This window comes from Lactobacillus colini (assembly GCF_017874575.1).
GTDB lineage: Bacteria > Bacillota > Bacilli > Lactobacillales > Lactobacillaceae > Lactobacillus > Lactobacillus colini.
Genome location: NZ_JAGGLU010000008.1, coordinates 71472 through 97772, shown reverse-complemented (window position 1 = coordinate 97772; position 26301 = coordinate 71472). Strand labels below are relative to the sequence as shown.

At 35.6% G+C, this 26301-nt stretch carries 24 protein-coding genes; 16 read left to right on the top strand and 8 right to left on the bottom strand.

Annotated elements, in window-relative coordinates; all coding sequences use genetic code 11:
* The first annotated feature begins 204 nt into the window (after positions 1–204).
* From gndA to J2Z60_RS07600, 13 genes are all read left to right on the top strand, one after another.
* Complete coding sequence (gene gndA / locus J2Z60_RS07660; RefSeq protein ID WP_209687109.1) at positions 205–1593, top strand: NADP-dependent phosphogluconate dehydrogenase; 1389 nt, start codon at positions 205–207, stop codon at positions 1591–1593.
* Between the two features lie 97 nt (positions 1594–1690).
* On the top strand, positions 1691–3247 hold the full coding sequence (locus tag J2Z60_RS07655) for a ClC family H(+)/Cl(-) exchange transporter (RefSeq protein ID WP_209687108.1): 1557 nt from the start codon (positions 1691–1693) through the stop codon (positions 3245–3247).
* A gap of 553 nt (positions 3248–3800) precedes the next feature.
* On the top strand, positions 3801–4157 hold the full coding sequence (locus tag J2Z60_RS07650) for a hypothetical protein (RefSeq protein WP_209687107.1): 357 nt from the start codon (positions 3801–3803) through the stop codon (positions 4155–4157).
* Positions 4158–4312: 155 nt separating this feature from the next.
* Entirely contained in the window at positions 4313–4729 is a 417-nt protein-coding gene (locus tag J2Z60_RS07645) for a DUF2712 domain-containing protein (protein WP_209687106.1), read from the top strand.
* A 54-nt stretch (positions 4730–4783) separates the two neighbouring features.
* Positions 4784–5575 carry a hypothetical protein gene (locus J2Z60_RS07640; RefSeq protein WP_209687105.1) on the top strand — a complete coding sequence of 264 codons (792 nt, stop codon included), beginning with the start codon at positions 4784–4786 and terminating at the stop codon, positions 5573–5575.
* Positions 5559–6254, top strand: a complete 696-nt coding sequence (locus J2Z60_RS07635) for a hypothetical protein (RefSeq protein ID WP_209687104.1) — start codon at positions 5559–5561, stop codon at positions 6252–6254. The genes J2Z60_RS07640 and J2Z60_RS07635 overlap by 17 nt, the downstream gene beginning before the upstream one ends.
* 40 nt (positions 6255–6294) lie before the next feature.
* Positions 6295–6921: a hypothetical protein gene (locus J2Z60_RS07630; RefSeq protein ID WP_209687103.1), complete on the top strand. Its 627-nt coding sequence runs from the start codon at positions 6295–6297 to the stop codon at positions 6919–6921.
* Between the two features lie 4 nt (positions 6922–6925).
* Positions 6926–7087, top strand: coding sequence for a hypothetical protein (locus J2Z60_RS07625; protein WP_209687102.1), 162 nt, complete (start codon positions 6926–6928; stop codon positions 7085–7087).
* Positions 7088–7181: 94 nt separating this feature from the next.
* Positions 7182–7967 (top strand): hypothetical protein, encoded by a 786-nt coding sequence (locus tag J2Z60_RS07620; protein ID WP_209687101.1) that lies wholly within the window; start codon positions 7182–7184, stop codon positions 7965–7967.
* Positions 7954–8634 (top strand): hypothetical protein, encoded by a 681-nt coding sequence (locus tag J2Z60_RS07615; RefSeq protein WP_209687100.1) that lies wholly within the window; start codon positions 7954–7956, stop codon positions 8632–8634. The genes J2Z60_RS07620 and J2Z60_RS07615 overlap by 14 nt, the downstream gene beginning before the upstream one ends.
* Positions 8631–9278: a hypothetical protein gene (locus J2Z60_RS07610; RefSeq protein WP_209687099.1), complete on the top strand. Its 648-nt coding sequence runs from the start codon at positions 8631–8633 to the stop codon at positions 9276–9278. The genes J2Z60_RS07615 and J2Z60_RS07610 overlap by 4 nt, the downstream gene beginning before the upstream one ends.
* Positions 9279–9283: 5 nt before the next feature.
* Entirely contained in the window at positions 9284–9919 is a 636-nt protein-coding gene (locus J2Z60_RS07605; protein ID WP_209687098.1) for an ABC transporter ATP-binding protein, read from the top strand.
* A 167-nt stretch (positions 9920–10086) separates the two neighbouring features.
* Positions 10087–11052, top strand: a complete 966-nt coding sequence (locus J2Z60_RS07600) for an AEC family transporter (RefSeq protein ID WP_209687097.1) — start codon at positions 10087–10089, stop codon at positions 11050–11052.
* Between the two features lie 125 nt (positions 11053–11177).
* Here J2Z60_RS07600 and J2Z60_RS07595 read toward each other — a convergent pair whose 3' ends face one another.
* On the bottom strand, positions 11178–12056 hold the full coding sequence (locus J2Z60_RS07595; RefSeq protein WP_209687096.1) for a LysR substrate-binding domain-containing protein: 879 nt from the start codon (positions 12054–12056) through the stop codon (positions 11178–11180).
* Positions 12057–12177: 121 nt separating this feature from the next.
* Between J2Z60_RS07595 and J2Z60_RS07590 the strand changes: the two genes are divergently transcribed.
* A complete protein-coding gene (locus J2Z60_RS07590; protein ID WP_209687095.1) occupies positions 12178–13803 on the top strand; it encodes a malolactic enzyme in 1626 nt (541 codons plus the stop codon).
* Between the two features lie 64 nt (positions 13804–13867).
* On the opposite strand, the gene J2Z60_RS07585 is transcribed toward J2Z60_RS07590, so the two are convergent.
* The 4 genes from J2Z60_RS07585 to J2Z60_RS07570 form a co-directional block, all read right to left on the bottom strand.
* The gene (locus J2Z60_RS07585) at positions 13868–15214 is read right to left on the bottom strand and encodes an MFS transporter (RefSeq protein ID WP_245328755.1); all 1347 of its coding nucleotides are present in this window, start codon (positions 15212–15214) and stop codon (positions 13868–13870) included.
* Positions 15215–15356: 142 nt separating this feature from the next.
* The gene (locus tag J2Z60_RS07580) at positions 15357–15911 is read right to left on the bottom strand and encodes a cysteine hydrolase family protein (protein ID WP_209687094.1); all 555 of its coding nucleotides are present in this window, start codon (positions 15909–15911) and stop codon (positions 15357–15359) included.
* A gap of 75 nt (positions 15912–15986) precedes the next feature.
* Positions 15987–17252, bottom strand: coding sequence for a methionine gamma-lyase family protein (locus tag J2Z60_RS07575; RefSeq protein ID WP_209687093.1), 1266 nt, complete (start codon positions 17250–17252; stop codon positions 15987–15989).
* A 21-nt stretch (positions 17253–17273) separates the two neighbouring features.
* Complete coding sequence (locus J2Z60_RS07570) at positions 17274–19364, bottom strand: putative ornithine decarboxylase (RefSeq protein ID WP_209687092.1); 2091 nt, start codon at positions 19362–19364, stop codon at positions 17274–17276.
* 243 nt (positions 19365–19607) lie between these two features.
* Here J2Z60_RS07570 and J2Z60_RS07565 point away from each other — a divergent pair, with 243 nt between their 5' ends.
* On the top strand, positions 19608–21068 hold the full coding sequence (locus J2Z60_RS07565) for an APC family permease (RefSeq protein WP_209687091.1): 1461 nt from the start codon (positions 19608–19610) through the stop codon (positions 21066–21068).
* Positions 21069–21237: 169 nt separating this feature from the next.
* Positions 21238–21927 (top strand): zinc metalloproteinase, encoded by a 690-nt coding sequence (locus tag J2Z60_RS07560; RefSeq protein ID WP_209687090.1) that lies wholly within the window; start codon positions 21238–21240, stop codon positions 21925–21927.
* A gap of 97 nt (positions 21928–22024) precedes the next feature.
* Here the strand turns inward: J2Z60_RS07560 and J2Z60_RS07555 are convergent, their stop codons facing one another.
* From J2Z60_RS07555 to J2Z60_RS07545, 3 genes are all read right to left on the bottom strand, one after another.
* A complete protein-coding gene (locus J2Z60_RS07555) occupies positions 22025–23614 on the bottom strand; it encodes an ATP-binding cassette domain-containing protein (RefSeq protein ID WP_209687089.1) in 1590 nt (529 codons plus the stop codon).
* A gap of 474 nt (positions 23615–24088) precedes the next feature.
* Positions 24089–26014 (bottom strand): copper-translocating P-type ATPase, encoded by a 1926-nt coding sequence (locus J2Z60_RS07550; RefSeq protein ID WP_209687088.1) that lies wholly within the window; start codon positions 26012–26014, stop codon positions 24089–24091.
* The gene (locus J2Z60_RS07545; RefSeq protein ID WP_209687113.1) at positions 26014–26301 is read right to left on the bottom strand and encodes a cupredoxin domain-containing protein; all 288 of its coding nucleotides are present in this window, start codon (positions 26299–26301) and stop codon (positions 26014–26016) included. Before J2Z60_RS07545 ends, J2Z60_RS07550 begins: the two co-directional genes overlap by 1 nt.

Genomic DNA, 26301 nt, shown 5'->3' with positions numbered 1-26301 from the left:
TTTCCACTTATTATAAATATCAATTTTATCTTGTTTAGATAATTTGGTCATAATAAAACCCCGAAATTCTTGTCCGAATTTCGGGGTTCATATCAATTTTGAATAATGGTCTTTTTTTATAAAAGGTAAGTATTTTTGTGCGAGAAAGTAAAAAAAAGTATACTATAAGTAAGATAAAAAACAGAAAGTATGGAGGCACATCATATGCAACAATTTGGTGTTATTGGTCTGTCCGTTATGGGTAAGAACCTTGCACTTAACGTTAAAAATCACGGCTTTTCTGTTTCAGGCTTCTCAATTGATAAGCCTGAAGTGGATGCTTTAGCCAAATATGAAGATAAGGATTTAAAACCAACTTATACTTGGGAAGAATTCGTTAACTCATTAGAAAAACCTCGCAAAATCTTAATTCAAATTATGGCCGGTAAGCCAGTTGATGAAACTATTCATAAGTTGTTACCTTTACTTGATAAAGGCGACATCTTAATTGATGGTGGTAACTCTAATTTCCACGATACTGTTCGCCGTAGCCGCGAATTAGATGCCCAAGGAATTCACTTCATCGGTATGGGTGTTTCTGGCGGTGAAGAAGGTGCCTTAAATGGTCCCGCACTTATGCCTGGCGGTGATGAAGAAGCTTATAAGGAAGTTGCTCCAATCTTAGAAGCAATGGCAGCTAAGACACCAACTGGTCAACCATGTGTTGGTTATATTGGACCAGAGGGTAGTGGTCACTATGTCAAGATGGTTCACAATGGTATCGAATACGGAATTATGCAGATAATCTCTGAAGTATACGATGTCTTACGAACTGTTGGTAGGTACTCAAATGATGAAATGAGTGAAATCTTTGCCAATTGGGATAAGGGCGCAGCTCAAGCTTACTTAATTGAAATAACTTCTAAAGTTCTCAAACAAAAAGATGACCTAACCAATGACCATATTATAGATCATATCCTTAATGAAGCTTCTTATAAGGGAACTGGTAACTGGATGCTTGAGGATGCCATCCACCTAGGTGCACCAATTACTGTGATTGCGGAAGCTGTTCTCGCTCGCTTCATGTCAAAGGCTACCTTCAGAGATGATCCAGAACCTAAGATTGATCCAGCCAAGGCTCCAGCTGACCTAGTTGAAAACTTGGAAAAGGCACTCTACTTAGCAATGGCTGTATCTTACACTCAAGGCTTTGAACAAATGACAATGGCAGCGCAAGCCTATAATTGGCAATTGCACTATGATACTATTGCTCAAAATTGGGAAGCAGGTTGTATTATTCGTTCTGAAATGTTACAAGATATTAAGTCTGCTTACAGATCTAACCCAGATCTTAAGAACTTATTCAAGGCACCATTCTTTGATAAAGTGAAGAAGAATAACATGTCAGCATTGAAAGAAATAGTTCAAATAGCAGCAGAAGCAGGTATTCCAACACCAACTTTAAGTGCCGCATTGAATTACTTAGAATCAATCTTTAATCCACACTTGCCACAAAATATGGTTCAAGGTCAACGTGATTACTTCGGTGCTCATACTTACCAAAGAAATGACCGTCCAGGTACTTTCCACACTGAATGGTATGAAGAAAAATAATCATGTTTCATGTGAAACTCAAAAAAAACGTAGCGAAAGCTGCGTTTTTTTGGTCTATAATGGAATGCGTAAGAAAATAAGTAGGGGAAGTATTTAAATGAAGAAAGAAGATAAAAATAATCTCAAGATACTGGGGCAAGCACTGATTGTCGGGATTATTGCTGGTGCAGTTGTTGGATTATTTAGATTTGGAATAGAGAGTACATCGGCTTTTTGGTTGAAATTATTTACCAATGCACATCGTAATCCAATATGGTTTATTGCAATTGTAATTGGACTATTCTTAGTTGGCTTAATTGCGGGATACTTTGTTAAACAGCACCCGCATGTTGGTGGATCTGGTATTCCTGAGGTTAAACTGCAACTTGAAGGTAAGCTGCAGTTGCCGTGGTGGCCAATTCTTTGGCGAAAATTAATTGGTGGAGTTATGGTAATTGGTACGGGCTTATTCTTGGGTCCAGAAGGTCCATCGCTCCAATTGGGTTCAACAATTGGTCAAGGTGTAGCACAAGGCTTTAAGCAAGATAAGACGAATGCTAGGGTATTGCTTGCGACAGGAGCAGCAAGCGGCTTGTCAGCTGCCTTTGGCGCCCCACTTAGTGGATCGCTCTTTGTATTAGAAGAAGTCTTTCATAACTTTTCACCTAAGGTATGGATGAATGCACTAGTTGGTGCAATTGCTTCGGATTACGTGGTTTCTAATATTTTTGGTCAAAAGCCGGTTCTGGCATTGCGTTATAACTTCCGCCTGCCAGTTAACTTGTATTGGCACTTATTAATCCTGGGAATTGTTCTAGGTTTATTAGGTCACTTATATAAGTTGGGCTTATTTAACCTAAAGAAGGTCTATGCTAAGATTAACTTCTTGCCTTCATGGTTAAATGGTTTGATTCCGTTGGTTATCTTAATTCCAATTATGTATTACGTACCAATAATTACCGGTCCTGGTAATAGACTGATCTTATCATTACCTAAGATGATTATTGGTTCTGGCTGGGCCTTGATTGGAATGCTAGCTGGATACTATATCTTAAGAATTGCCTTCTCAATAGTATCTTACGATTCAGGTCTGCCTAGTGGGATCTTCTTACCAATACTAACAATGGGTGCGGTGATCGGTGCTGTCTACGGAATGACAATGGTCCAGCTAGGATTATTACCCGGGAAATTTGTAATTAACTTAATTATCTTCTCAATGGCAGGATACTTCGCAGCAATTATTAGAGCGCCATTTACTGCGATTATCTTAATTACAGAAATGGTGGGTTCTCTATTGCAATTAATGCCGCTAGCTGTGGTAGCGTTCGTTGCTTTATTAGTAGATCAATTACTTGGCGGTCGACCTATCTATGGACAATTAGCAGCTGCACTAGATAAGAAGGGAACAGACAATGGTGAATATGCAGGCACGCAAGATGAATTAACCTTGCCAGTCTATGAAAGTAGCCACCTAGTTGATAAAAAAATCTCTGAAATTAAGTGGCCTAAGAATACCTTGGTTAAGACAATTAATCGTGATGGTCATGACATTATACCTGATGGAAATACAATTATTGCTGGTGGGGATATGTTAGTGCTAGAAGTTGATAGTAACCAGCGTGGGCATGTCTATGACCAGATGAAGAAGCTTCAGGGTGTTGAGCTTGATGGATAAATAGAATTATGACAAAATGAGACTTGTAAGGGGTCTCATTTTTTGTTGTATAGAAATATGAAAGTAGAGATGATTTAGAATGAAAATAAATGTAGCTTTAAAAGATGAAAGAATTAATTTAGGGCTTACTTAAGCTCGTTCTGCTCAGGGAATATTTAGTGCATCAAATTATTCTAAAATCGAATTAGGACAACAAGGAATCGAAAGTGATGACTTATTTAGATTATTAGCTGCTAATAAGATTAACTTTGAAGATTTCTTTTTAAAGATTCGAGAAGAATATACTGATGTCAAAAGTCAAAATGTAAATCTTCAATATAAATTAGCTGCGGAGCTACGTGAAGTCTTCTATAAAAAAGATGTTGGTCAGATTGATAAAATAAATGATCAAATCCAATCTAGTGATGTTAGTCAGGAATTAAAAGCACGCTCAATTTTAGTTAAGCATATTTTAGATAATACTGTTGATGAAATAGATGAAAAAATAAAATTAGAAATAAAACAAATTCTTTTTACCGAAAATAGTTGGATAAAAAGTAGAACTAGATTACGTTTGTTTTTTAACTCTATGATTGCATTTAATGGTAATGAACTTGATTATTACATGTATCAAATAATTAACTACTATAACCAAGGAAATATTAATAGCACAGAAATAGAGGAATTAATTGCAGGAATTTGTGTTAACTATGTATTCAATAGCTATACTAAGAATCTAAAATATGTGTCTGAATCATTAAAGCTTTTAGATAGAGTTCCCATGACACCAGAGGTATTTACCTATAAAGTTTTAGGTAAATATTTTGAAAATATATCAAAAAACAATAAACAGGATAATCAAGAGATTAGAGAATTTCTGAGTAAGTATGGTTTAAGTTCTATTGTTAACATGTTACCGCTTTCTAAGTAATCGCGAAATACTCGAATATTTTATAATTCAGAATTTTGAAAGATAAAAATCATCAATTCATTGATAATGATATTAGGAGGTGTAAAGCATGTTAGTTACAAGATTACCAATTCTACCACCTTTAGATGATTAATAAAATAGAAAGAGGGATAAAAATGAAAAGGAAAACCTTAAAAAGTGGTTTAGTAGCTGCTCTAGGTACAGCAATGCTTGCAGTTGGAACAACAGGAATTGCTTCTGCTAACAACCACTCGGATAGCTTATTTGATTTTACTTTAGGTAGATTTCAAACTAGTAGCTTTAGTGCTCCAAGATTGAAAACCGATAAAAGTAGATCATATGCAAAGGTAACTGAAATTGGAGTTGGTCAAGCACATATTTGGACAATAAGGGCTAATGGCGCAAGTATTGATACAGGTAGTGTTGATCTAGGTCAGGGAGAAAGTGCTAAAATTTATAATCGCGCTTACGAAATGTATGGTAGAACAAATATCGAATTAGGCGTACATGCTAGAGATTGGAGAGCCGTAAGAGTTCATGTACGTGGGCTATGGAGTCCTGATTCAGTATAGAAAATAAGGTATCCAATTAGGGTACCTTTTTATTTAATTGAGAGAGTGATATTGATGTTATTTAGGATAGAATTTAGAAGGCTAATCTTTAGATGGCAGATGTATTTAGCTATAGCAATTGGGATTGCATTAGTCATTATTCAGATAATTACTATAAATAAAATAAATGCATTCTGGTACAATAATGCTTTTACTCATATGATTGGATACGATAATTCTGGATTAGGCACACAGCTTTATGTGGTATTGTTGCCAATTATGTGTGGGCTTGCTGGCTCTAGTATTATTCAAGAAGATAAAAAGAATAAAATGATAGACACAATTATTGCCAGAACTAGCAAGATAAAATATTTAAGAAGCTCGCTTTTATCTAGTTTTTTAATAGGAGGTTTGGTGGGTCTTTTTCCATTATTAGTTGAAGCGATTATATATTTTAGTAAGTATAAAATTACCGTCCTACCTGCTAAGCCTGAATTCTATTTGATTCGTCCAAATAATAGTTTTGAATATCAATTATTTTCAACTCATCCGTTAATTTTTTGGATATTCTATTTGATTATAATTTTTATTTTTAGTGGGCTGTTTGCTCAATTGGGATTAATTAGCATATATTTTGATATTTATCGTGGCGTAGAAACTGTTATCCCATTCTTGATTCTATTTATATCAATTGTTTTAGGAGATTTCTTGAAAAATGATAATATTTCTTTACAAGAGTTGATAATTCCTACATATGGCAGCTGGTCAAATGGAACCATTTATGGAATCTTGTTTTACTTCATACTATTTACTGGAATTATTTTGATTCTTACATGGAGAAAGTGCAATCATGATAATATTAGCTAAAACAAGATTAAAAACAAAAAGGAATAAATTATTAACAATAGAGTGTCTGTTTATTATTCTCTTCATTTTTTATTATCTAATTAGTGGCTTATCAGATCCGCCTTTTGTGGGGAAATTAGCAGTGTTTCAAAATATTGATGAAACGACTTTTTTAATATGGATAGGGTTATGGACTAGTGGAATGGTTAGTACCCTTAGTTGGAAAGGACAGTCAAATGAATTAATTCGCTTGAATGATCGTACTATTTGGATGAAAAGCCAATTTATTAATATTATAGAAATTAGCTTGCTAAATACGATAACTTCTGCTGTGATAATGCTAATATTCATATTTTTTAAACAACATCCACTTATTATTTCCTGGGAAAACTTAATTTTGGGTATAGTGCTAATTTTTGAAGAAATAGTTTTATTAGAAATTATTGCACTAGGTATAAGTATTATTTGCTCAAATGTTTCTTATGTTTTAATTAATATATCTTTTTATGTGATATTATATGCCTTAACTTTTAATCCTTTTTTAGATAATTTAATTCATTGGATAACAGGAGAAAATATTATTATAAAGCCTGATTACATTGCTTTAATTGTGTATGATTCTTGTTTAATATGGGGAATAATATTACTATTAATGTTGATAGAGCTTAATTTATTCAAGAAGAGAGAAATATATTTATAGAACATGATATGAATATATTTTTATTTCTGAGGATAATCAAATGATATTCAAAATTGAAATGAAACGGCTATTTTTTAGATGGCAAACTATAGCCGCTATGCTACTAGGTATAATAATTGTAATTATTCAAGTAAAGACTATTAATCATGTGAATGCGTTTTGGTATAATAATGCATTTGCACATATGATTGGATATGATAACTCTGGTTTGGGCAGTCAACTGTATTGTTTATTATTGCCACTAATGTGTGGCTTATCAGGATCAAGTATTCTTGAAGAAGATAAAAAGAATTCAATGATGGCGGCAATTATTATTAGATGCGATAAAAGAAAATATTTAAAAAGTACGCTTTTATCTAGCTTTTTAATTGGCGGTATTATTGGAATTTTACCATTAGTTATTGAAGGTATTATTTACTTTAGCCAATATAAAGTTACTACATTGCCTGCTAATCCTGAGTTTTACTTAATAGATAAAGAAGGCTGGGGCTATCATTTATTTTCTACTAATCCATTGATATTTTGGTTTATCTATTTGGGGATTATATTTATTTTTAGTGGCTTCTTTTCCCAGCTAGGCTTAGTTAGCTCATACTTTCCAATTTATAGGGGGGGTAGAAACCGTCATTGCTCTTTTGATTGTAATTTTTTCTTTAATAGTAGGTAATTTAATGGGGATTATCAATATGCCACTCTCGCAATTAGTAATACCTAATTATGCTAATTGGTATAGTGATGGATGGTTATGGATTGTAGGATATTTCTTAACTTTTGCCATAATTATAGTTGGATTAACTATAAAGAAGCTACATGATGATGATTATCTTAACTAAAAAATCATTTAGGAGCTGCTGGCTTGAATATATCTGAACTTAATTTATTCAAGAAGAAAGAAATATATTTATAAGGATATAGGAGAAGATATGGATGTTAATTAAAAACGAACTAAAACGAATTTTTACTTTACCCCAAACATGGCTAGCCCTGCTAATAGGTATCGGAATAGTAATTATCCAAGGTAAGACAATCTTTCACGCTAATGCTTACTTTATTGATAGTGCCTATATGCATCTGACTGGATTTGATTCAACAGGTATGGGAACCAGATTATATACTACTATTCTGCCATTATTAGCTGCCATGGCGGGTGGAGTATTTGAAGCAGATAAGGTTAGCGGTCTAAATAATTTGAAGATTGTAAGAAAGAATCGTCCTAATTATTATTGGTCTACCTTAACTTCAACGTTCTTAGTTGGTGGGATAATTGGAACTTTACCTTTGATTTTAGAAGGGATGTACTTTTTTAGTAAGTTTTCGATTAAGCCGATTAAACCTAACTTTGAATTAATGCCGATTGATAAGATAGGTTGGGGTTATCAGTTATTTATTCATCATCCAATTATCTTCTGGCTATTAAGTCTAATAATTATCTTTTTATTTAGTGGCTTATTTGCCAATATTGCGGTTGTAACTTCTTATTTTGATATTAAGAGAGGGATAGAATATATTATTCCGTTTTTGTTAGTTTTTCTTTCAGCGATTGCGCGTGATGTTTTAGGTCAAGAATGGCTAGGGATTCCTAGCATATTAACGCCAACCTTTAGTAATAGCTATCAAGGGACCGGTTATGCGATTATAGCTTATTTCATTATTGGAATGGCTGTGATTGTATTCTTAACGATTAGGAAGCTGAAGAACGATGGCATTAGTTAAGCGGACAATAATATACTACAAGAATACATTAATCGCTATCGAATTAGGTGCCTTAATATTATTAGCTTTAATTGTCTTAGTAAGTGGTAAAAATTCTGAATTAGCACAGCGATATTTAATAGTTGATGTTACTAGCTCTAATGTTTTATTTCCGGTAATTGGGTTATTTGGTAACTTTGTTATTTCCAACTTTCATTATCAAAATGATTATTTCTCATTAATCAGGATAAGTCCAGATAACTTATTTAAGGATTATATTTATTGGATAATTGATTCAGTCATTGCTACAAGTCTATTAATTACAATATCTTATCAGCTATGCTTATGGCTACTATGGGGAAGTATATTTTTTTATCCGCTAGTATTTATCTGGGCTTGGTTAACTAGTAGTTCCTTAGTCTTAGCTATTGAATTAATAATTATTTTATTTTCAATTATCTTTAGTAAGCTTAACGTTTTATATTTAGGTAGTTTTATTTTTATTAGTTTAGGCGTTTATGCTACTACTGCTAACGGTAGCCAATTAATGACCAAACTAACGGGTATTAATAACATTATGACTAATCAAGATAACCTGACAATCTTTTATTTCTTAATTGCCTGGGGAATAATAACTTTACTGGTTCTGTTAATGCAGTATTTATTCAAAATGAGGGAAACAAGATGATTGTTAATTCATTACGTTCCATATTTAAGTTGAAGTACTACCAGCTGGCGCTTATCATCTTGCAAGTAGTATTACTCTTACAATTTAATCTAACCGGTCCGCTTACAAGTAAGATTAATGTCTTCAATACTTATCAGGGGCTGAATTTAGATTTTATCTTTTTTAATTTAAACTGGATCTTTTATTACTTAGTGGCAGAGCTATTAATGTTGCCTAAGCTTGAAGAATTAATGTTATCGCCTAATCCAATGCTTCAGGTGCGTTATCCAAGTCGTAAGCGAATCTTTCAAGAGGTAGTGATGACGCTTGTGCTTGCTGCAATCTGTTATAACGTTATTTACTTTATAGTGATGGTTATATCTACCAAGTTTCAGAATCTTAACTTAGAGTTGCTTTTATTTGCTAATGAAACGTTAGGCTTGATTAGCTTTACCTTGTTATTACTCTTATTAGGTTTAATCTTTAATCGAACCTTTAGCTGGCAGGTAGGTATTATCTTGGGGATCTTTTCGTTAGGGTTTAAGACTAACTTTCTCTTCATGGTAACGACACCTAGCTTAGGGGCAATCTATTTTGAATTGTTAACTAGTGTGGTTTTGATGGTAATAATTTATTTCGTAAATAAAAAAGTAGAAGTGGTGTGATTAAGATGGCATACATAGAATTAAAAAATGTTTCTAAACAAGCAAAAAATGACTATATCTTGAATGATATTTCTTTAGAAATTGAAAAAGGACAGATTGTCGGCTTCGTCGGTGAAAATGGTTCAGGTAAAACGATGCTATTTAGGGCAATTCTTGGCTTCATTAAGACAAGTGGAGAGATTAAGATTGACGATCAAGTTGTCAGATTAAATAGTGAAATGCCAGTCAATGTTGGTACAATTATCGAAACACCGGGATTTATTAATTCTTATACTGGCTTGAAGAACCTAGAATATCTTGCGGCAATCAAGAACTTGGTTAATAAGGATCAGATCATTGCTGCTATGAAAGACTTCGGAATGGATAAATATAAGGATACTAAGGTTAAGAAGTATTCTCTAGGAATGCGTCAAAAACTCGCCATTATCCAAAGCTATATGGAAGGTCAAGACTTGTTAGTGTTAGATGAGCCAACGAATGGACTAGACGATGAAGCAGTTGAAATATTTAAGCAAAAAATGAAATCTTTATCTAGTCAAGGTAAGACAATCTTAATTGCTAGTCATGATAAGGATGTTATCAATGACTTAGCTGACAAGATCTACCGTGTTAAGCTGGGTAAGGTAAGCTTAATGAAGTAAATAATTGGCTGGCGATAATCGTAATTAGTTAGCAATTTTAACAAAAAATTTAAAAAAGTGGTTGTAAAATTTAAAAATCGTAGTATAAGTACTATGTCATAAATCAGACCATATAGGTGGTTGTTAGGACAACTAAAATTTAATTTATATGAGGAGGATTTAATTTTATGACCGCATTTTTAACGTCAGTATCAAGTATTGTCGTAATCGTCTTGATTATGCTTTTGGGATACGTTTTGCGTCGTGCTGGTTGGTTAGCAGATAGCTTTGCTGGTAATATCTCCAAGATTATTACTCAAATTGCCTTACCAGCTTCAATTTTTATATCTGTTCAAAATAATCTTACTCGCGGAAAGCTACTTAATCTGTTCGCTGGACTACTTCTTCCTGCACTTGGGGTAGTAATTTCTTATGTTATAGCCTTTATTTTAGTAAAGATAATTAAGGTTCCAGTAGGTCGCCGCGGTACGTTTATTAACACGATTGCCAACGCTAATACTATTTTTATTGGGATGCCTTTGAACGTTGCCTTATTTGGTAATGAGGCTATGCCATATTTCTTGATTTATTACATTATCAATACTGTTTCTACTTGGGCATTTGGTGTGTTCTTAATTAAGAATGATGATCCAACTTTAATTAATAAAGAGAAGCAAGAACATAAGATCGAATGGAAGAAGTTACTTCCAATGCCACTAGTAGGATTTATTGTGGCTGTGTTATGGCTGTTGACTGGCTTGAAGTTGCCTACCTTTGCTAGTCAGACCTTTACTTATGTAGGTAACTTAGTAACACCAATGTCACTGATTTATATCGGTATCGTTTTAGCAAATTCGGGTATTAAAAACGTTAAATTCGATAAAGATACTATTGTGGCACTACTAGGTCGCTTCATCTTGGCACCGTTAGTAATGATTTTATTAATTAGATTAGTAGCGCCAGCAATTGGCTTTTCAATGGCACCATTGATGAGCAAGACCTTCATCGTCCAATCTGCAACCCCAGCTCTAGCTGTCTTACCAGTACTAGCTAATGAAGCTCATGGGGATGTGGACTATGCTACTAATGTTGTAGTATTAAGTACAATTCTATTTATTGTAGTAGTACCAATCTTAATGCTAATCATTGGTTAATAACTTATAAATAACTCGCGATTTTTCGATAATTGAGAACCATATATGATTTGGTTCTTTTTTATTTTTCCAAATTAAAAGGCATGATTCTTACCAAAGTAGGATCATGCCTTATTTTTATGTATTTAATGTTGAGTGAGAATATTCCAAAGGTTCTTCTCTTGTTCAGTCATTAAGTAGCTCTTTCTTTTAGCGGCTACTAGGATAAATTCAGGTTGATTATCGTCTTTTAGGGGAATAGATACAACATTATCACTTGGCCTGATAGATAGGGATGTTAGGTAGGAGAAGCCGATATTTTTAGCTACAAGGTCCTTAACTACTAGTACGTCAGGACTACGGTAGATTGTATTTAGGCTAATTTTATTTTTGTCGAGTAAATAATCTAGTGCCCTAGTATGGATATAGTCACTGTTTAAACCGATAAAGTTCTCATTAGCAAGTTCTTTGAAGTAGATTGCATCTTTTTGGGCAAGAGGATTGTCTTTAGCGACAATGATTTTCATTGGGAAGCGTTTAATTAAGTGGAAGTCAATGTCAGCTGAAGTTGAACTAGTTGAAGTCTGACCTAAAAGTGCTATATTAACACTTCCTGATTGAAGCATTTGCTCTAAATCATAAGATCCACGTTCCACAACATTTAAATGACGTAAAATTCCTGCATCTAATAACTCAGAAACAAGGCTAGGGAAGTAATTACGACCGATGATAGGAGGTAGACCGAATGAGATTTCAGCACCAGTTGATTGTCTGATCTCGGTTTCAGCAACGTTAATTTCATTTAGAATAGATTGAACATGTTCATCGAACTGCATCCCAACTTTAGTGATAATAATACTCTTGTGCGATTGATCTCGTATTAAGAACTTGGCATTAAAGGAATTTTCTAAGCGTTTAATAGCAGCCGTGATTGTCGGCTGACTAACGCCAAATTTTTTTGCAGTTTTTGTATAACTTTTTTGATTGACTAATTCATGGTAGTATTTAAAATCTTGAATATTCAACGGTTTAGCCCCTCATATAAATAAATAATTGGTATTTCAACGCATTTGACTATAAATATTTGCCCCTCCTATAATTAACCTCGATTAAAGAAATAGCATTAATATTTAGGAGGCAGTTTGTATGACTAATGCATATAATATCTTAAATGATCCTTTTTTAAACAAAGGTACTGCATTTACTAAGAGTGAGAGAGAAACACTTGGATTAGTAGGTACTCTTCCTGACTTTGTTCAAACAATTGAAGAACAAGCTGAACGTATCTACGATCAATATCAACAACGTCCAGATGGCTTACAAAAGCGTGAATACTTAATGGAAGTATTTGACACTAACCGTACCTTGTTCTACTACGTTCTAGAACAACACTTGGAAGAAATGCTTCCTATTGTCTATGACCCAGTGATCTCACCTGCTATTAAACATTATAGTAAAATTTTTATGAGACCTCAAAATGCGGCCTTCCTTTCAATTGATAATCCAGACGCTATTACGAAGAGTTTAAAGAATGCGGCTGGTGGTCGCAAGATTAAGTTAATCGTTGTTACCGACGGTGAAGGTATCTTAGGTATCGGTGATTGGGGTACTGATGGGGTTAACATTTCTGTTGGTAAGTTAATGATCTATACTGCTGCAGCTGGTGTTGATCCAAGAGAAGTGCTTCCTGTTGTCTTAGATGTTGGTACTAACAATAAGGAGCTGCTTGATAATCCATTCTATTTAGGTAATAAGCATGAACGTGTTACCGGTGATAAGTACTATGACTTCGTTGATAAGTTCGTCAAGAGTGCTCGTGAAGTATTTAAGGATGTTTATATTCACTTCGAAGACTTTGGTAGAGATAACGCTACTAAGATCTTGAACAAGTACCGCAAGGAAATACCTGTCTTCAATGATGATGTTCAAGGTACTGGTATTGTCTGCTTGTCAGGTGTCTTAGGTGCCTTAAACATCTCTAAGGAGAAGTTTACTGACCAAGTATTCTTAACTTATGGTGCTGGTACTGCTGGTATGGGAATTGCTAACATGATGTATCGTGAAATGCTTGTTGAAGGTATGGATCCTCAAGAAGCTAAGAAGCACTTCTACTTAGTTGATAGACAAGGATTATTATTCGAAGATACACCAGGCTTAACTCCTGAACAAAAGCCATTTGTTCGCAAGCGTTCAGAATTTGATAATCCAGATGAATTAACTGATCTTGAGAAGATTATCGCAGCCGTTCACCCAACTGTCATGATTGGTACTTCAACTAATGCAGGTGCATTTACTGAAGGTGCAATCAAGGAAATGGCTAAGCATGCTAAACGTCCAATTATCTTCCCAATTTCTAATCCAACTGAATTGCTTGAAGCTACTGCTGAAGACTTAATTAAGTGGACTGATGGCCGCGCACTTGTTGCAACTGGTGTGCCTTCTGCTCCAGTAGAATACAAGGGCGTAACTTACAATATCGGTCAAGCTAATAATGCCTTGATTTATCCAGGATTAGGCTTAGGTGTTCTGGCAAGTGAATCTAAATTAGTTACTGATGAATTATTATCAGCAGCTGCTCACTCCTTAGGTGGGATCGTTGATCCTAACGAACCAGGTGCTGCAGTATTGCCACCTGTAAGCAAGTTGCCAACCTTCACCGAAAAGGAAGCCATTGCTGTTGCCCAAGCCGCAATTGATGCTGGCCTTGCCGGTGATAACATTAAGGATGCCAAGGCCGCTACAGATGATATGAAATGGCAACCACGTTATTAATAACTAAATACTAAAAAACACCTTATGGTCGTAGTTAATGATCATAAGGTGTTTTTAGATGGAATTATTGCTTAATAAATTTAGGTGAAGTTTCTGGAGCAAAGAGTGCACAAACTATAAAGCTAAAAGCTAGGATGAGAGTACATACTAGCATTGCCAACTTACTACCACCGATATTAGTTAAGATTGGTAATAAGAATGTCCCAGCCGCTGCTCCGATACGGCTAATTGTGATACAAGTACCAACACCTAACCCTCTAACCTTAATATCAAATAATTCAGTAGGGTAAGGATAATCAAGGACTAATCCTGAAGACAAAATAATCGCAAATATTGTAAAAATACTCAATTTAACCATTGAATTTAGGTGAGGAACTAATGCTAAGATTCCAATTAAGACAGTACTAATTAAGAAGTATGTAACTAAGAACATTCTGCGGCTGATCTTATTGAATAGGAAGGTTCCAGCTAAGACGCCGATAAACATACCGCCATTATAGATGATCCCAGAAACCTTGCTATCAGTTATTCCCATGCTTTGAAGCAGGATAGGTAAGAAGATACTAATCCCAAAGAAGGCAAAAGCTTGACAAGCATAGAAGATCCCACCAACTAAGGTATTACGAAGATACTTCTTAGTGAATAATATTTTCCAGGAAATATCTTTCTTGGGCTTATTCTTCTTAACGAACCATTTAGGGATGCCCCACTTGCGGCCCATGTGCTTTTGGATAACTTTATTGGCTTTTTTTACTTTGCCTTGACTGGCTAGCCAGCTTGGTGAAGCTGGCAATCTGAACACAGAGCGAAAGATTGCTGTGATTAAGGCGATTGCACTGCCAGTAGCTAGAATAATCCGCCAAGTCATTGCTCCCAGACCAGTAATGTAAGTGCCGGCTAGATATGAAAGAATGAATCCAATAGTCCAATAAATCAATAGCCGACTCTGTCGCTTGCTATCTTCGCCTTTAGGTAACCATTCAGTAAGTAGGGCATTACCAACAGTGTAATCAACAGCAATCATTAAGCCGATTACCACTCTAATAATAAAAGTCAAAAATAAATTGGCAGTTAATAAGTGGAATAATGAGAAGATAGCTAATACATACATATTGCCCATTAACATTTGCCGGCGACCGATCTTATCTGAGATGCGGCCGACAATTAAGCTTCCCATTAAGCCAACTAAGGCACCTGCTCCAATTAATCCAGTCCAGAATTCATTAATATCAATGTACTTAGTGGCTTGCGATAGGGCTGTACCAGATATTCCTAAGGAATAACCGCAGGCAATTTGACCTAAGATAACTGCGATATACACTCGCAAGTGTACTGGCATTAGGGGCGCCTTTTTATAATTTTTCTTCTGTTTAATAGGTTGTTGTGGTTGATTAGTTACTGTTTCATTCATAAAAATAGATCTACAGATCTATGTAAAAATCACTCTCCTAAAATATGCAAAAAATAATAATGTATATAAATAGCTTATCAAAGATAACAAATTTATGCAAAAATGATTAAATAAATAGCTGATTTATAGATTTTTTATCTTGTTAATCAATAACAGTAGCACCTAAGCAAGATTTAAAATGATTTAAAGCCCATTGCTGTCCCATATCATTTAAAGCAGCAACAGCCTTTTTATGGATAATCAGATTATAGTTCTTATTATAAGCATCTATTGCAGTATGTAAGACACAAATATCAGTGCAGACTCCAGTTAGGTGGAGAGTATCAATTCCACGTTCACGCAAGAGTATATCAAGCCTTGTACCTGCAAAGGCAGAATAGCGTGTTTTATCAATGAAGGTTACGTGGTCATTATCTTGGTGTAATTCATACCAAGATTGCAGTCTCCCATAAAATTTCCTGCCCCAAGTATTAGGCAAGTTGTGAGCAGGGAAGAGTTTAGTTTCAGGATGGTAAGGATCATTTAACTGGTGTAAGTCAGTGGGTAAGAAAATCCATTTATCTTCTTTAAGAAATTTATTTGCTAGATTTATAATTTGATCTTCTAATTCTTGGGCTGGCTTGCCACAAGTTAAAGCTCCCTTATCAGCAACAAAATCATTAGTGTAATCAACAATCAATAAAGCTTCATTTGTCATAAATTAACCTCGATTTTTATAAAAAAGTTTCATGTGTAACAAAAAAGGCTTTTTCAAAAAAGCCTTAATTAAATATTAGTCTTGATAAAAAGTATCCTTAACAGCACGTGTAATTGCAATCTTAGCGTGAGCGTAAGAAAGACCACCTTGAATATATAGACGGTATGGTGGACGGATTGGACCGTCTGAAGACAATTCGATAGTTGAGCCTTCAACGAAACTTCCCGAAGCCATTACAACCTTATCTTCATAACCATCTTGGTGGTAAGGAATTGGGTCAACGAAGGAGTTCATTGGTGAATAGTGCTGAATAGCGGCACAGAACTTAATCATTGGGTCAGGATCACCAAAGGTAACTGTTTGGACAATATCTGTTCTAGGGTCACTCCACTTAGGTGCAACATTCATTCCCATTTCTTCACATAAGGCAGCAGTATAAATCATCCCTTTTTGAGCTTCACCGGTAGTGTGGGCAGCCATGAAGAAGCCTTGGTACATATCACGCATGTAGCCCCAAGTAGGGCCTTCGCCCTTACCAGCACCGGGAACAGTTAAGCGTGATCCTGCGCCTTCAATCAAGTCCTTGCGTCCAACTAAGAAGGCACCACCCTTAACAATACCAGCACCGGCATTCTTATATAAAGATCCAGCCATAATGTCAGCACCAAAGAAGGTAGGCTCTTCAACTTCAGAGAATTCACCATAGCAATTATCGATGAAGATGTTTACATCAGGACGGTATTCTTTAATGAACTTAATCATCTTCTTAATCTTGGCAACTGTGAAGCTGGCACGAACGGCATAGCCTAGAGAACGCTGAATAGCTACAACCTTGATTGAGGGATCCATGATGTCTTTTTTAGCATTTTCATAATCAACTTCGCCATTATCAAGTAATTCGGTAGTAGCAAAGTTAATTCCCCATTCCTTCATGTTGCCTGGCTTATTACCAGCTAGGCCAATAACTTCTTGGATGGTATCATATGGGGTACCAGTTAGATAGTAAAGGGTATCGCCGGGGCGAAGCATACTAAATAATGCAGTTGAAATGGCATGAGTTCCAGATGCAAATTGTGGGCGCACTAGGGCATCATCAACCTTGAAGTAATCGGCATAAATTGCTTCTAGCTTATCGCGACCAATATCATCATAGCCATAGCCAGTTGAAGGAACTAGGTCTTCTTCACCAACATGGTGCTTTCTGAATAAGTCAAGGACACGTTGTTGGTTATAGAGAACTTGCTCATCAATTTCTTCTAGGCGAGGTTGAATCTTTTTTTCAACTTTTGTGATTTTTTCTTGTAATTCTTGTGGTAAATTTTCTTTCCAAGATAAGGTCATTGTTTTAATCCTCCAAATAAATTATTTTAATACTTCGGCTTGAACAGTAATCTTGCCGCTACTATCTTGTTTCCAGTATACACCTTGAATCTCTGGGACAAAGCCTGGGAAGCGTTCAATTGCACCGCCTAAAACTTCAAAGTACTGCTGGTCAACTGAGCCCCATTTTTCACCAGGAGCAACAATAAAGACACCTGGTGGGTAAGGAAGGGCACCTTCGGCAGCAATCCGCCCTTTAACATCGTCTAGGTTAACTAGTTCACTTTGATTCTTCATAAAGAGAGTATCAGCCCGCTTAGGTAACATAGTATAATCTTGCATATTAGGCTTAGCAAAGAGCTCTTTTTGCAAGGTGAAGGTTTGGTGATCCTTGTAGTAATCATGCATCTCTTGGCATAATTGCTTGATTGTGTAATTCTGGTAACGCTTAGGGTAGAGCTGGGCTAATTTAGGGACAACCTTTTCAAGAGGTGCATCTTCATTATATAGCTTCTCGAATTCTAAGAAGGCATCAAGTAAGGCATTAAGTTCTTCTTTAGTGTCGCCAGGTGTTAGTAAGAATAAGATTGAATTCAAGTCACCCTTAGCCCGAATGATTCGCTTCTCCATTAAGAATTCAGAAACGATTGGTGCTGGAACACCACTTGCCTGATATCTGCCATTTGCAATATCTATTCCGGGAGTAATGACTGTGATCTTGGTCGGATCAAGCATCGCTTCGCCGCTTGCCATTTTAGTAAAGCCGTGCCAGTTATCACTAGGATTGAATTGCCAATATTTGCTATCAGTTGCTAATTCTTCTGTCGGGATCTTATCAAAGTTATCTATTACAAATGGTCTAAAGAGCTTTGATTTCTTGATTAGCTCTTTGCGCCATTCGATTCCTAGTTTAAGAGTTTCGTCCCACCATTGCCGGTTCCCCTTGCCAGCTGTGATATAAGCATTGGCGGTTAGAGAAGCATAGATTGGGTAGGAGTAACTTGAAGTTACGAATTTAAGATAAGCGTGGTTAAAATGCTTGTGGTCAACGTAACGGTCTTGATCTTTAATATGGGCATCTTTCTTTAAAATCTGCGAAGTTTGAGCTAGTCCAGCTTGTTGCTTGTGGAGTGATTGGGTAACTAAGATGCCAGGATCTTCAGGACCATATTCTAAGTTAAGTGGTGATAGTTGCTTAGTAAGTGGCATAAATTGCTCAAAGCCAGCCCAAGCAGAATCGAATAAAACGTAGTCACAGAGCTTGCCGATCTTATCAATGATCCACTTAGCGTTATAAAAGAGACCATCATAAGTATCTGCTTGAACAATCGCTAACCTAAAGGGGCGCTTTAATTTAGCCTTAGCAGGGTCGACTTTAGCAATTTGGCGGCGGATATTCTCTTCACTAAGAGCATCCGGATCCATCTCACCGATCAATCCTAACGGATTGCGGTCAGTAGGGATGTAGACAGGCTTAGCACCAGTCATTACTAAGGCACTGTTGTATAGAGATTTATGGTTATTACGGTCAAACAAGACCAAATCGCCATCAGTTAGTAGGGCACTAGCACAGATTGAGTTAGCGCTGGTAGTGCCATTAGTACAAAAATAGGCTTTGTCAGCGTTATAAGTCTGGGCTGCCTTCTGTTCAGCAGTTAGTGGAGTCCCCTCATGGGTCATCGTGTCACCTAGTTCAGGAACGGTGTCACTGGTATCGGCATACATTAAGTTCTTACCAAAGAAGTTATTAAATAAAGCACCGGCAGGATGCTTAGCATAATACTGCCCATTATGGTGGCCCGGAGTAGTGAAGCTGATTGGTCGATCTTGGGCAAAGTTAATCAGGTCCCTTAAGAAGTCAGGTACCATTTCATGGGTATAGGTTGTTGCTGCTTGCTTAATCTGGTTGAGTTCAGAGTCAGTAAGCTGATTACTTTTTACTTGAACGATAGGGATAGGAAGGCCTGAAGTCTGTTGGAGGTTTTTGGCAGTTGCAAGTGAAGCAGCGTCATTTTGGTTAATTACAATTGCTGCTAGTTGAGCAGCATTAGTTTTAGCAGAAATTAATTCTGTTGGAAATATCGATTCATTAAGCTTGATTTGATTGCCAATAGCAATTTTAAAAAAGTTCATTTTTTTCCTTCCTATAACTAAGTTCAAAAAAATACTTGCAAAATACTGATAAATCTTTATAATTTTCTCAGTATGTCCTATTACGTTTTGTAAGGACGCTTTTGGGATAAATTATATAAAGCGTTGGAGAATTATACAAGTGAAATTAAGAAATTCATTATTACCACCGAACCGTCCAAGTCCATTAAGCTCTTTTAGATAAAGTTAAGTTACAAAAAATTTAAACTATTAGGAGAGAGCGAAATGTCTTTAGAAACAGAACTTAATTTAGAGCCTGATAAGAAGCACTATATGAGTTGGCCAGTTATTGCGCTGATCGACTTCGTTACAATTATCAGTTTCGAAAATATCTTTTATCCATTTCAGAACCAAGGACTATCTGTAGTTATTTCATGGATCTTCCTATTATTTTCATATGTGATACCTTATGCATTGATTTCTAGTCAGATGAGTTTGACCTTTGATAATCAGGAAGGTGGGCTTGCATCTTGGGTTCGTCGCAGTAGTAACGATACCTTAGGTTATTGGACTTCATGGATGTATTGGGTTCAAAGTGTACCTTATATCGTCGATGTTTCCAATTCAGTTATCGTATCATTCAGTTGGATGATCTTCGGTAATAATTCTCTTGACAAGAAGATGTCAACCTTCTGGTTCGGGATGTTAACATTTGTGATTATCTTGGCCTTCATCTTGTTAGAGAACAGACTTAAGAACTCACTTGAAATCCTTTCACTAATTGGTGGTGGGGCAATGTTTGTTATGTCAGCCCTATTTGTATTACTTGCAGGATGGGCAGTAATGCATGGCCACCACATTGCTACCCAACCATTTAACTGGGGTGCATTTAAGCCTAACTTCAGCTTAAACTACTTCTCAACTACTGGATTATTGATCTTTGCTATGTCTGGGGCAGAATTAGCAGCACCATATGTATCTGAGATGAAGAATCCTAAGCGTGACTTCCCTAAGTCAATGTGGATGTTGGCAATTATGACTGGATTCTTAACTATCTTTGGTACTTTGGCCTTGGCAATGTTCTTCAATGCCCACCATATTCCACATGACTTTAAGATGAACGGTCCTTACTATGCCTTCCAATTACTTGGTGAAAGTTTAGGTGTTGGTAAGATCTTAATGTACATCTTCGCTGTTGTTCAAGCCCTCTTTATGATGGCGCAGTTAGCAGTCTTACTTGATGCTTCAAGTCGTGTCTTTGCCGGGGATGTGGCTGATAAGTTTATGCCTAAGTGGCTTACTAAGAAGAACAAGAATGGCCGTCCAATCCACTCTTACACCTTTACTGTAGGACTTAGCTTGTTCTTGCTTCTCTTAACTGGTACCTTGCCTAACATTAATACTATTTATAACTGGTTATTGAATATTAACGGTATTATTTCACCATATAAGACTTGTTGGGTATTCTTTGCCTTCGTTGCGATGAGAATGCATCAAGAGAAGTATAATTCTGACTATGTCTTTATTAAGAATAAGACTGGCGCCTTGGCAGTTGGCTTTTGGTGCTTGATCTTCACCTTTGTCTGTGCAACCTTAGGTTTCATTCCTCAAAATGTTGCCTTCGGTACTAATGGTTTCAACCATCAATTGATGCTTAATATAATTACTGTCATTGTGCTCTTTGGGTTAGGCTTTATCTTGCCACTTCTTAGAAGACGCGAAGCTAGACGTGAGCAGATGATGTAATAGTGATTGATATAATAAAAAATCTTCGTTTATTCTTATAAGTGAAGATTTTTTTATTATATTTAGAAAAAAGTTTTTGGAAGGAGTAAAAGATGACTATCGTAGAAGTGTTGAAAGATGAGCAAAGAAGATTAGGATTAAATAATAAGCAAATGGCAGGAGGCAAATTATGAAAAAAGGTAAATTTTTGGTATTTAGTGCTTTGCTGTTAGCTTTAGTTGGTATGGGCAAAACTAGTAAAGTGGATGCATCTACTTTATCAACGACACCTATTGCGAAATATAGATATAAGTACAAGACGGCTACTGTATATGATACTATAAAGCCAGAACTCAGAAGTCTTAAAACAAAATATGATTCTGCTAAAAAGACAATTACTATCTCTGGTTTAGCTACTAAGGGTAAGAGGGTAGTTGTGAAGTATGGAAATAAAAAGGTAAAAAATGTATCTATAAAAAATGGCACTTTTGCAACTAATATTAAATTTACTGGTTATAAGCCTTTCTCACTGTATGCGGTAGATGCTAAAGGTAAAAAAGTAACTCCTACTGCTCAGTTATCATCCTACAAGTATGCGGCTAAGCAGCCTGTTGTGCTGAAAGCAGAGCGCACTACAAAAGGGATTACTGCTACTTTAAGTACAAAGCCAAATGGTTCAGTTTCAATTTATTATTTAGGTAAAAAAATTAGCAGTAAGAAAACCACTTCTGATAAAACTAAAATCTTTATTTCGTCTAGAGAATTAAAGAGTAAGAAGAATTATTTCACTGTTAAACAATTCCAAAGGAACAAAAAGGCTGGTCAAGCTGCTAAGATCAAGATAAATAAGCTTGGAATTGTTACAGTTGTGAATTATTAATGTATTTGAACAGTAACAAAAAAATAAAATCGTTGATATATCAGCTAGGATTATCAACGATTTTAGTGATTTTAGATTTTCTTCTCAGACTTTTTTATTATTTTGAGGATTTTAGGTATATTTTTTTGTCGAACATATTTAAGATTTCTGGTGATAAATTATGGGCAATAAAGATAATAGTATTATCTGTGTCAAGTAAGTTTTTTAATATTTTTAAAGTACTTTTTGAGTCAATTGCCGAAGTTCCTTCATCAATTAGGAGTAATTCACTATTGTATAGTTTTGAACGGGCTAGGATTATTTTTTGACGTTGACCACCAGAATATACATTATTATCTAAATCTATTTGACTATTTATCCCTTTAGGAAATTTCTCTAAATCAGTGGCTAGATCGAATTTAGAAGCCCAGTATAATGCTTCATCATGTCGCTTGGGATTGAATAAAGTGATATTATCCTCTATTGTTCCAGGGAATAAGATAGGCTCTTGGGGAACATAGCTTATTTCAGAAGGATCAGGATGAATTTCTTCGTTATTTGAATTTCTAAAAATAATTTTTCCTGTAGTAGGTTGGTATAGTCCTAGAATTAGCTTAAATAAAGTACTCTTACCAGTGCCACTATCTCCTAAAAGTAGTACTTTTTCTCCTTTTTTGATTTCAATATCAGGATAGTGGATGAGTTCGCTTGAGCTTGCTTGAAAGCTAAGATTGTTTAATGAAAGTAACTCAAAGTTATTCATGTCTGAGTAAGATAGAGAATCGTTTTCAAAGTGAGAATCTAATTGCTTTTTTATGGATTCATTTACTTCATGACTAGAATTTAATAGGGTTAAATTGGTTGCTACAACAACTAAGTTGGTAAAAATAGTACTGGCAAAATTACCAATACTGAAAAAAACACCAAATTCAACTATGTTATTGATTATCAGAATACCTGTTACTGTCAAAATAATGCTTTGAGCTAAAATATTAACTGAATAATTAATAGCGTTAATTTCATTAGTTTTTTTGCTTAAGTTAATGGTAGCTTGCTCTAATTTGCTACTTCCCTTAGAAAAAATAGATTTAAAAATATTACTTCGCTTATATCTTTGTAATACTGCTAGTCCATTAATCCAGTTAGATATTATATTTAAGTATTTTTTATTACTATTGGATAGCCTAGAGGTCGCTTTTTCAACAGGTTTAGAAAGCAATTTAGGTAGTATCAGGATAATTAATGCTAAGCCTATTATTAAAAACAATAGTAAGCGACTATAAGAATAAACAAAAATTGCGGAAAGAATAATCTCTAAACCACATGATAGTATTTTTAAGCAAGGATCTAATAGGCTGTCACTAACCATTTTTATATCATTTGTTAGCCTATTTTGCGCTGCGGCAACATTAGCGCCCTTAAGCCAGTAATGTTGAGTAATTTGTTCTCTTATGTGATGAATATAGTTCTGCTGTGCCTTGGTATATAAATAAATAGCAATATACTTAATAATTCCGCCACCTACAGTAGCTGAGGTCGAGACTATAAGCAATTCAATAAATATTAAGATATGGCCACCTTTCAAAGTGTTACCTATGGCAGTTAGTAAGTTATTACCTGCTGCTAGGGCAAATGATCCGATTAGCATGAAAAAAACAACTGCTAATGATAGACCTATATTATATTTAAATAGATTTTTTATGGACATTAGATTCACCACTTTCTTTTATGGTAAAGCACTCAGTACTTTGATTAATCCTCTATTTCCTTCGCTAATATTTAAGGATATCCTATCAAAAGAAGACGTAATTAAGTACGCGGTATTATTTAGCTTCCAACAGTAATGTTTGTAGATAACTTATCTTTCTCTGATAGTAGATTATTAATGTCAATTAAGTATTCTAGTTTCATATTTTTCACTCCCTTTTCGCTAAATTTTAATACTAATCCCTTTTTATTACAATCATTTTATTTATTTTTAAAAATAGGTATTATAATGTTGATAATATTTAGGAGGAATTATTATGGAAGCTTTAAAAGAATTACTATTTTCTGTGCTAATTAATTCTTTTACTAAGCAAATTATAAGATGTGAAAAAGTATACTTTGCTTGATAACAAAAAAACTGGTAATTCTTGGTTCATATCATTTACGAAACCTTGATTTACCAGTTTTTTTATTTCTAGCTTAAGCCAGCAATTTTAGTTTTATTTAATAGCAGCGATGACGTTACCACAGAAACAGATGAGAAGGCCATGGCTAGTGCTGCTAGTTCTGGGCTGAGTTCAAAGCCAATAGAAGCAAAGACACCAGCCGCAATTGGAATACCAACAGTATTATAGATAAGTGCCCAGAATAAGTTAAGTTTAATGCGGTTGAAGGTCTTTTTAGAAATATCAAGGGCACGAACTACACCGCGAAGATCATTTTGAACTAGGACAATTTCGCCAGAATCAATTGCAATATCAGTACCTGATCCCATCGCTATGCCAACATCTGCAGTAGAGAGGGCGGGGGCGTCGTTAATACCATCTCCAACGAAGGCAACTTTATGGTTGCCTTTTTGTAATTTTTTAATATGGTCGGCTTTTTCATTAGGGAGAACGCCAGCGATAACTTGGTCGATACCAACTTCTTTAGCAATTGCTTGGGCGACTTTTTCATTATCGCCGGTAAGCATAACTGTCTTTAATCCGCGTGCTTTAAGAGCAGCAATTGCAGCTTTAGAGCTAGGCTTAGGCGCATCCTGGATGGCGATTAAGCCCAGTATTTGCTTATCTAAACCAACATATACTACTGTTTTAGCTTGGGCTTGTAACTTGGCAGCTTGGGATACTATTTCCTGAGAAATATTATTATCTTCAAGTAATCTATCATTTCCAATAAAGGCGACTTGTCCATTATAAGAGGCAGTAACTCCCTTGCCTTCAATCGCCTTAAAGTTCTGAACTTTAACTGGAGTGATATTTTGAGTACTTGCCTCTTTTAAAATTGCAATTGCTAAGGGATGTTCAGAATCTTCTTCTAGGCTAGCTGCAACAGAGAGTACTTGCTGTTGATTGCCGATAATATTAGTAACTTGTGGCTTGCCAACGGTAATCGTACCAGTCTTGTCAAAGACAACAGTATCTAAGTCGCCTACTTCTTCAAGAACTTCACCATTCTTGATTAAGACACCCATCTTAGCGCTACGGGCAGTTCCAACCATTAGCGCAGTAGGTGTTGCTAGTCCTAAAGCACATGGACAAGCAATAACTACCACACTTACTGCAAAGAGCATCGCTTCAACTGCCGAAGCGTCTAAGAATGTGTACCAGACAATGAAGGTGATGATAGCAATGATTAAAACTGTCGGGACAAAAATATTTGAAATCTTGTCAGTGAGCTTTTGGATAGGAGCATGACTAGTCTGGGCCTTTTTAACTAAGTCAACAATTTGGGCCAGCATTGTATCAGAACCAACCTTAGTTGCCTTAAAAGTAATAGTGCCGTTATTATTAATAGTTGAACCAACTACAGTATCACCAACTGTTTTATTGACCGGCATGCTTTCACCAGTAACCATAGATTCATCTAGGCTAGTTTTACCATCAGTAATGACGCCGTCAACCGGAATCTTCTCACCAGGTTTAACTCGGATCAAATCGCCAACCTTTACCTGATCAAGTGGCACCTTAATGAACTTACCGTCTTTCATAACTTCGGCGTCTTTGGCTTGCAACTTCATGAGCTTACCCAGGGCATCAGAGGCATTGTCGTGCATCTTCTCTTCCATGGCATCCCCAAGTAAGACAAAGACGACAACGAAGGCTGCACTTTCAAAGTAAACATCTCGCCCAGTTATCATAGCAAAAATGCTATAAAAGTAGGCGACAGCTGTACCTACAGCTACTAAGGTGTTCATATTAGCATGGTGCTTTTTAAAAGCACTAATTGCACTCTTCCAGTAAGGGATCGCACTAATTGCCATAATAATTGTGGTAGTAATAAAGGCCACCCAATTATAGCCAGGCATCATCCAGTGAAATGGCATTGCCAACATCTGAATTAACATTGGAATGGATAATACAAATGAAATCCAGAAGCGCTGGATATTAGTCAGCTTCATTATTTAACAACTACCTTTCCCTTAAACATATTCATACTGCAAGCCCAATTGTAAGTGGCGGGCTTATCAGTAGGGATATTAATGGTAACTTCTTTTTGACCATCCAGTTTTTCGTTAATTGGAAGATCTTTAAAGATAACCTCATTCATACACCCCATATTATCAGATGGGATAAACTTTAACTGAGCTGGCTTACCTTGCTTGAAGGTAATAGTATCTGGCTTATATCCGTGATTTTTAGCATTGACGATGATTTTTTTGGTTTGATTTTTAGAAAAAATACTCAT